The 6,253-nt window shown below is 33.1% G+C and carries 6 protein-coding genes and 1 other annotated feature; of the genes, 5 read left to right on the top strand and 1 reads right to left on the bottom strand.

Features of this window, described 5'->3' with window-relative positions:
* A partial coding sequence (locus tag EAI80_RS13515) for a hypothetical protein (RefSeq protein ID WP_161220345.1) occupies window positions 1-270 on the top strand: 270 nt, incomplete at its 5' end.
* Between the two features lie 24 nt (window positions 271-294).
* On the opposite strand, the gene metG is transcribed toward EAI80_RS13515, so the two are convergent.
* Entirely contained in the window at window positions 295-2,223 is a 1,929-nt protein-coding gene (gene metG / locus EAI80_RS11395) for a methionine--tRNA ligase (RefSeq protein WP_129982132.1), read from the bottom strand.
* A gap of 33 nt (window positions 2,224-2,256) precedes the next feature.
* Window positions 2,257-2,446, bottom strand: a binding site (T-box leader).
* Between the two features lie 399 nt (window positions 2,447-2,845).
* Between metG and EAI80_RS11390 the strand changes: the two genes are divergently transcribed.
* The 4 genes from EAI80_RS11390 to EAI80_RS11375 all read left to right on the top strand — a co-directional run.
* On the top strand, window positions 2,846-4,216 hold the full coding sequence (locus tag EAI80_RS11390; RefSeq protein ID WP_129982131.1) for an aldehyde dehydrogenase family protein: 1,371 nt from the start codon (window positions 2,846-2,848) through the stop codon (window positions 4,214-4,216).
* Window positions 4,217-4,649: 433 nt separating this feature from the next.
* Window positions 4,650-5,441 carry an Mrp/NBP35 family ATP-binding protein gene (locus EAI80_RS11385; protein ID WP_238634589.1) on the top strand — a complete coding sequence of 264 codons (792 nt, stop codon included), beginning with the start codon at window positions 4,650-4,652 and terminating at the stop codon, window positions 5,439-5,441.
* Between the two features lie 3 nt (window positions 5,442-5,444).
* Window positions 5,445-5,729, top strand: coding sequence for a Dabb family protein (locus EAI80_RS11380; RefSeq protein WP_022425322.1), 285 nt, complete (start codon window positions 5,445-5,447; stop codon window positions 5,727-5,729).
* 92 nt (window positions 5,730-5,821) lie between these two features.
* On the top strand, window positions 5,822-6,253 hold a 432-nt coding region (locus EAI80_RS11375), incomplete at its 3' end, for a sugar phosphate nucleotidyltransferase (protein WP_342771707.1).

Below are 6,253 nucleotides of genomic sequence, written 5' to 3'. Positions count from 1 at the left end.
AGTTTTGGTGGATTTGAGTTTGGTTATATATTTGTGTCCGCGCAACGAAGGCGCGGGGAAATGGAGGAAATCATGAACATGAATACACTCTATTTCCAAATTGTATCAGCCAGTGGCACTATCAAAACAATACAGCTTCATGAAGCAATTCTTGTAATGGCCTTTAATGACTATTATCAATATATACTAGAAGAAAGATCGTTAAGTAAAGAAGACGCATTTAAAATCATTGATAGCTATATTACACAATTAGACATGCTAAAAGAGTGAACCAAAAAGTTCACTCTTTTCATGTTAGCTGATTTTTGTACCTGCTGGTAAATCTGTTTCTAATACTTTAATAGATTTCTTAGTTCCACCTGCAAGAATCATACCCTGAGATTCTACACCTCTTAATTTAGCTGGTTTTAAGTTCTTTACAACAATTACCTTCTTACCAGGCATATCTTCTGGTGAATAGCTATCTGCGATACCTGAAACAATCTGTCTTACTTCTCCACCAATATCAATCTGTGATACAAGAAGACGATCTGCTTTAGGATGCTTTTCACATTTCTTTACTTCACCAACAACTAATTCTACCTTAGCAAAATCATCAATAGTGATTTCAGGTGTTTCATCCTTCTTTTCTGGAACAACTGGCTTAGCAGGAGTTAACTTTTCTACCTGTTTATCTACTTCTTTAGGATCTAATCTTGCGAATAATACTTCTGGGTGATCAGTTACTTTAGTACCTGATTTATATGAACCAAAAGTATCTAACTTCATCATATCTCTTTCATCTGTATTGATCATATCTAAGATCTTCTTAGATGTACCAGGAATAAATGGTTCTAATGCGATAGCTGAGAATCTGATAGCTTCTACTAAGTTATAAAGTACTGTAGCAAGACGATCTTTCTTAGTTTCATCCTTAGCAAGAGCCCAAGGCATAGTATCATCAATATATTTATTAGTACGTCTTAATAATACATAGATTTCATCCAATGCCTTAGCAAGCTTGAATTCATTTTCTAACTTAATAGTCTTTCCTGGCATTGCGAGTGCGATTGATTTTAATTCATCATCTACTGGTTCACATACATTTGTATTAGTGACAACACCATCAAAGTATTTATTACACATAGCGATTGTTCTGTTTACTAAGTTACCTAAGATATTAGCAAGATCACTATTAATACGTTCTACTAATAAGTCCCAAGTAATTGAACCATCGTTATCATATGGAATTTCATGTAATAAGTAGTATCTTACAGCATCTACACCAAATAGGTCTACTAAGTCATCTGCATAAATAACGTTACCTAAATGTTTAGACATCTTAGAATCACCCATTAATAACCAAGGATGACCAAATACCTGTTTTGGTAAAGGTAGATCTAATGCCATTAAGATAATTGGCCAATAGATAGTATGGAATCTTACGATATCCTTACCAATAACATGTACATCTGCAGGCCAATATCTATCAAATAATGGATCACTATGACCATCTAAATCATAACCCAAACCAGTAATATAGTTAACTAATGCATCAATCCATACATATACAACATGCTTTGGATCGAAATCTACAGGGATTGACCAAGTAAATGATGTTCTTGATACACATAAATCCTGTAAACCTGGTTTTAAGAAGTTATTGACCATTTCATTCTTTCTTGATTCTGGCTGAATAAATTCTGGATGATCATTATAATACTGCATTAAACGATCCTGATATTTAGATAATTTAAAGAAGTATGCTTCTTCTTTAGCATCATGCACTTCTCCACCACAGTCAGGACATTTACCATCTACTAACTGAGATTCTGTAAAGAATGATTCACATGCAGTACAGTATTTACCTTCATAATGACCTAGATAGATATCACCTTTGTCATGTAACTTCTTAAAAATCTTCTGTACCTGTTTTACATGATATTCATCAGTAGTACGAATGAACTTATCATAAGTAACATCCATCATATCCCAGATACGTTTTACTTCTGCAGCAACCTTATCTACATATTCCTTTGGTTCAATTCCAGCTTCTTTAGCCTTTAATTCGATTTTCTGTCCGTGTTCATCTGTACCAGTCTGAAAACGTACATTATAGCCCTGCTGTCTCTTAGCACGGCAGATTGCATCACTTAATACGATTTCATAAGTATTACCAATATGTGGTTTACCTGAAGTATAAGTAATTGCGGTTGTTAAATAGAAATCTTTTGGATCTTTCATATTTTTCCTCCTAAAAATAAAAAAACGTCCTTAATAAAGGACGAAATTATCGCGGTACCACCTTTTTTACACTTACGTGTCACTCAATCTCTTAACGCGAGTTACGGTTATCCCTATTAGAGATAACAGCTCCCAGACCATCTTTCTAAAGCTTCACACTTATTTACACCAGCCATAAGTTCTCTATGCATTCACTTTAGTCTCTTCTGTTCATTGCTTTTACTTTAAAACTTTAACAAATTTCTACAACCTTGTCAATGATAGGGTTGTAAGTCCTCACATTATAAGAGATAGGAGTGAATATTTCATAGAGAGGTTCACTTTCAAAAGTTGAATATTTTTAAAGTTTTGAAACTGAACCTCTACATTCATTATACTACATGAACAAGATGTCGCTTTCAAAAATGAAATTATTTAGATTTATTGAAAGAAATCAATACAAACAAAAGACCTTGTACTTGATTTGGTTATATGACAACTTATTTCCACATAAATTTCTTATCTTATTCACATTGAATTCATGTATTATATCTAGTATATTTTTTTGAATTATGTGAATTATATTCGTCTGTTGTATTAGAATGTGAAAGGTACTAGAATACTAAAGAAGGAAGTGATAGATATGGATTTAGAAAAGATTTTTAATGACCAAAAAACGTATTATGACACATTAATGACTAGAGATGTAAGTTTAAGAATAGATGCAATAAAACGTGTTAAGCTATGGATTAAAGACCATATGGACTTAATAGAAGATGCTTTAGAGAAAGATTTAGGTAAATCTAGAGGAGAATCCTATATGACAGAAATAGGACTCACTCTTGAAGCCTGTACATATACATTAAAGAATATTAAGAAATGGGTAAAGAAGGAAAAGGTAAAAACACCTCTTCATCAGTTCTTTTCTCGTTCTTATACGATTTATGAACCTTATGGTGTAACACTTATTATTTCACCTTGGAACTATCCATTCCTACTTGCGATAGAACCACTTATTGGTACTATTGCAGCAGGTAACTGTGCAATAGTGAAACCAAGTGAACAGACACCACATACTTCCGCTATTGTAGCACAGCTCATTGATACATGTTTTGATAAAGGACATGCCTATTGTGCTGAGGGTGGTTTAGAGGTTTCTAAGGAACTTGTGAATTTACCTTTTGATTATATTTTCTTTACTGGTGGTAAGAAAGCGGGTAGAGAAATCTATATGAAGGCGGCAGAAACATTAACACCTGTCACATTAGAATTAGGTGGTAAGTCTCCTGCTATTTTAACTGATATGATTCCTATGGAGATTGCAGCAAAACGTATTATATTTGGTAAGTTCTTGAATGCTGGTCAAACTTGTATTGCGCCTGATTATATATTAATTAAGGATAGTATGAAAGCAGCCTTTATTGATTATGCTTCTGAATATATTAAGAAATTCTTTGGTGAACATCCATTAGAAAGTGAAAACTTATGTAAGATCATCAATAAAGAACAATTTGATCGTTTAAAGAAGCTCTTGGAGAATCAGGATATTCTTATTGGTGGAGAAGTGGATGAAGAACATTTAAAGATTACACCTACTATTGTGAATGATGTAGATTTTGATAATCCTTTAATGGAAGAAGAAATCTTTGGACCTATTCTTCCACTCGTAGAATACAATAGAATTGAAGAAGCGATTCAATATATTAATAGTCATGATAAGCCTCTTGCCCTCTATTTATTCTCTAATGATTCATATCATGCCAATAAGTTTTTAGAGTTATGTAGCTTTGGTGATGCATGTATTAATGATACAGTGAGTCATTTTGCGACTAATACACTCCCATTTGGTGGTGTAGGTGCAAGTGGTATTGGTTATTATCATGGTAAGTTTACTTTTGAGACATTCTCTCATCGTCGTTCTGTATTACATAAGAGTACACGTATTGATTTACCATTTAGATATTATCCACTCACTGATGATAAAATGAAGTGGATCAAACGTTTCTTAAAGTAATACTTACGAACACTTAATGTGAGTGTGATTTCTTCTTAACCCTTTCTTTACTATACTGAGTGTAGTAAAAGAAAGGGTGATGGATATGAAGTACAATTTATACTGGTTAGGTTCAAAATTAGTTGCTGTTATGATTATAGGAACTATACTTCTATCTGCCACTCATTGATTGTAAGCTAGAGATTCATTTCTCTAGTTTTTTTTACTTAATATTCATTTATTCTTCTCCTTATGATGATATTTGTATATCTCTTATTATTCTAAACTAAGTATATAAAAGGAGACGGAACAATGAGATACGAAATTGCTTGGGCAGTATCTAAGATTATTTGTGTGTTAATCTTATTTGCCATCACCATGTATGCTGGTTATTCAATTCGTTAATCAGCATTTTTATTTAATTTCATGTATAATAATACATGAGGTGAATAAAATGGGTGAATATGATAAGTATTTTAATAAAGATCTTCATAAAGATTTAAATAAGAATTCCCATATTAAACATGTTATTGCAGTCACAAGTGGTAAGGGTGGTGTAGGTAAAAGTTTAATGACATCACTACTTGCAGTTATGATGAACCGTATTGGGTATAATGTAGGTATTCTAGATGCGGATATTACAGGACCTTCTATCCCTCAGGCTTTTGGTCTAACTGAGAAACTTTATGGAAATGATAAGGGTATTATTCCTGCCGAATCACGTACAGGTATTAAGATTGTTTCTTTAAACTTAATGTTGGATAATCCTACTGATCCTGTTGTATGGAGAGGAAGCTTAATATCTAATACAGTGACTCAATTCTGGACTGATGTCTATTGGGGTGAATTAGATTATTTATTTGTCGATATGCCTCCAGGAACTGGAGATGTTCCTCTTACAGTCTTCCAATCTCTTCCTGTAGATGGTATTATTACGGTGTCTTCACCACAGGAACTTGTCAGCATGGTTGTAGAGAAATCAGTGAATATGGCACAAATGATGAATATTCCTATTCTAGGTCTTGTTGAGAATATGAGTTACTATATCTGTCCTGATTGTGGAAATAAACATTATTTATTTGGTGAGAGTCATATAGATGAAATTGCGAAGAAGTTTAATATTTCTACTGTATGTCGTTTACCAATGAATCCTGCAATCACTAAAGTCGTAGATGCAGGGCTTATTGAAACAATTACACAGATGGAACTTATGCCTATAGTGAATAAATTAATGAAGGAGGACTAATAAATGATTCAGCACGTTGTTGTATGGAAATTTAAAGAAAGTACAGAAGATCTACAGAATCAGTTTGTAGAAGGATTAAAGGGACTTGTAGGACAGATTGATGGTATCCGTTCTTTACATGTTGGAAGAAATGAAAACCCTAATGAAACATATGATGTTTCATTAGTTATGGAATTTGATAATATGGAAGATTTGTCAAGCTATGCAAATGATCCTAGACATTTAGCTGTTGCGAAAATCGCAAAGGAAAATGCTGAAGTAAGAGCTTGTGTAGACTTCACTATCTAATATAACTCAGGAATTATCCTGAGTTTTTTTAATTACATATCTATTACATAACTTTCGTTGTATAATATAGTTATCATGTTTGACGGAGGATTATTATGAATACAGCTTTAGTAATTATGGCTGCTGGTATTGGTTCACGTTTTGGTGGAGGAATCAAGCAGTTAGAACCAGTTGGACCTAATGGTGAAATTATTATGGATTATTCAATCCATGATGCAATTGCTGCTGGTTTCAACAAAATTATCTTTATTATCCGTAAGGATATTGAAGAGGACTTTAGAGAAGTTATAGGGAATCGTATTGAAGAAGTCGCTAAAAAGTATGATGTAGAAATTGCTTATGCATTTCAGGATTTAAAGGCATTACCAGAAGGAATTGAATGTCCTGAAGGACGTACTAAGCCTTGGGGTACTGGACAGGCAGTTCTTGCATGTGATGGTTTAATTCATGAACCATTCGCAGTTATTAATGCAGATGACTATTATGGTAAGGAAGCATTTGTACAGATTCATGATTTCTTATTA

Source organism: Catenibacterium sp. co_0103 (assembly GCF_004168205.1).
Classification (GTDB): Bacteria; Bacillota_I; Bacilli_A; order Erysipelotrichales; family Coprobacillaceae; genus Catenibacterium; species Catenibacterium mitsuoka_A.
Note: the sequence above shows the minus strand (reverse complement) of the source record. Positions and strands in the feature narration are given on the sequence as shown.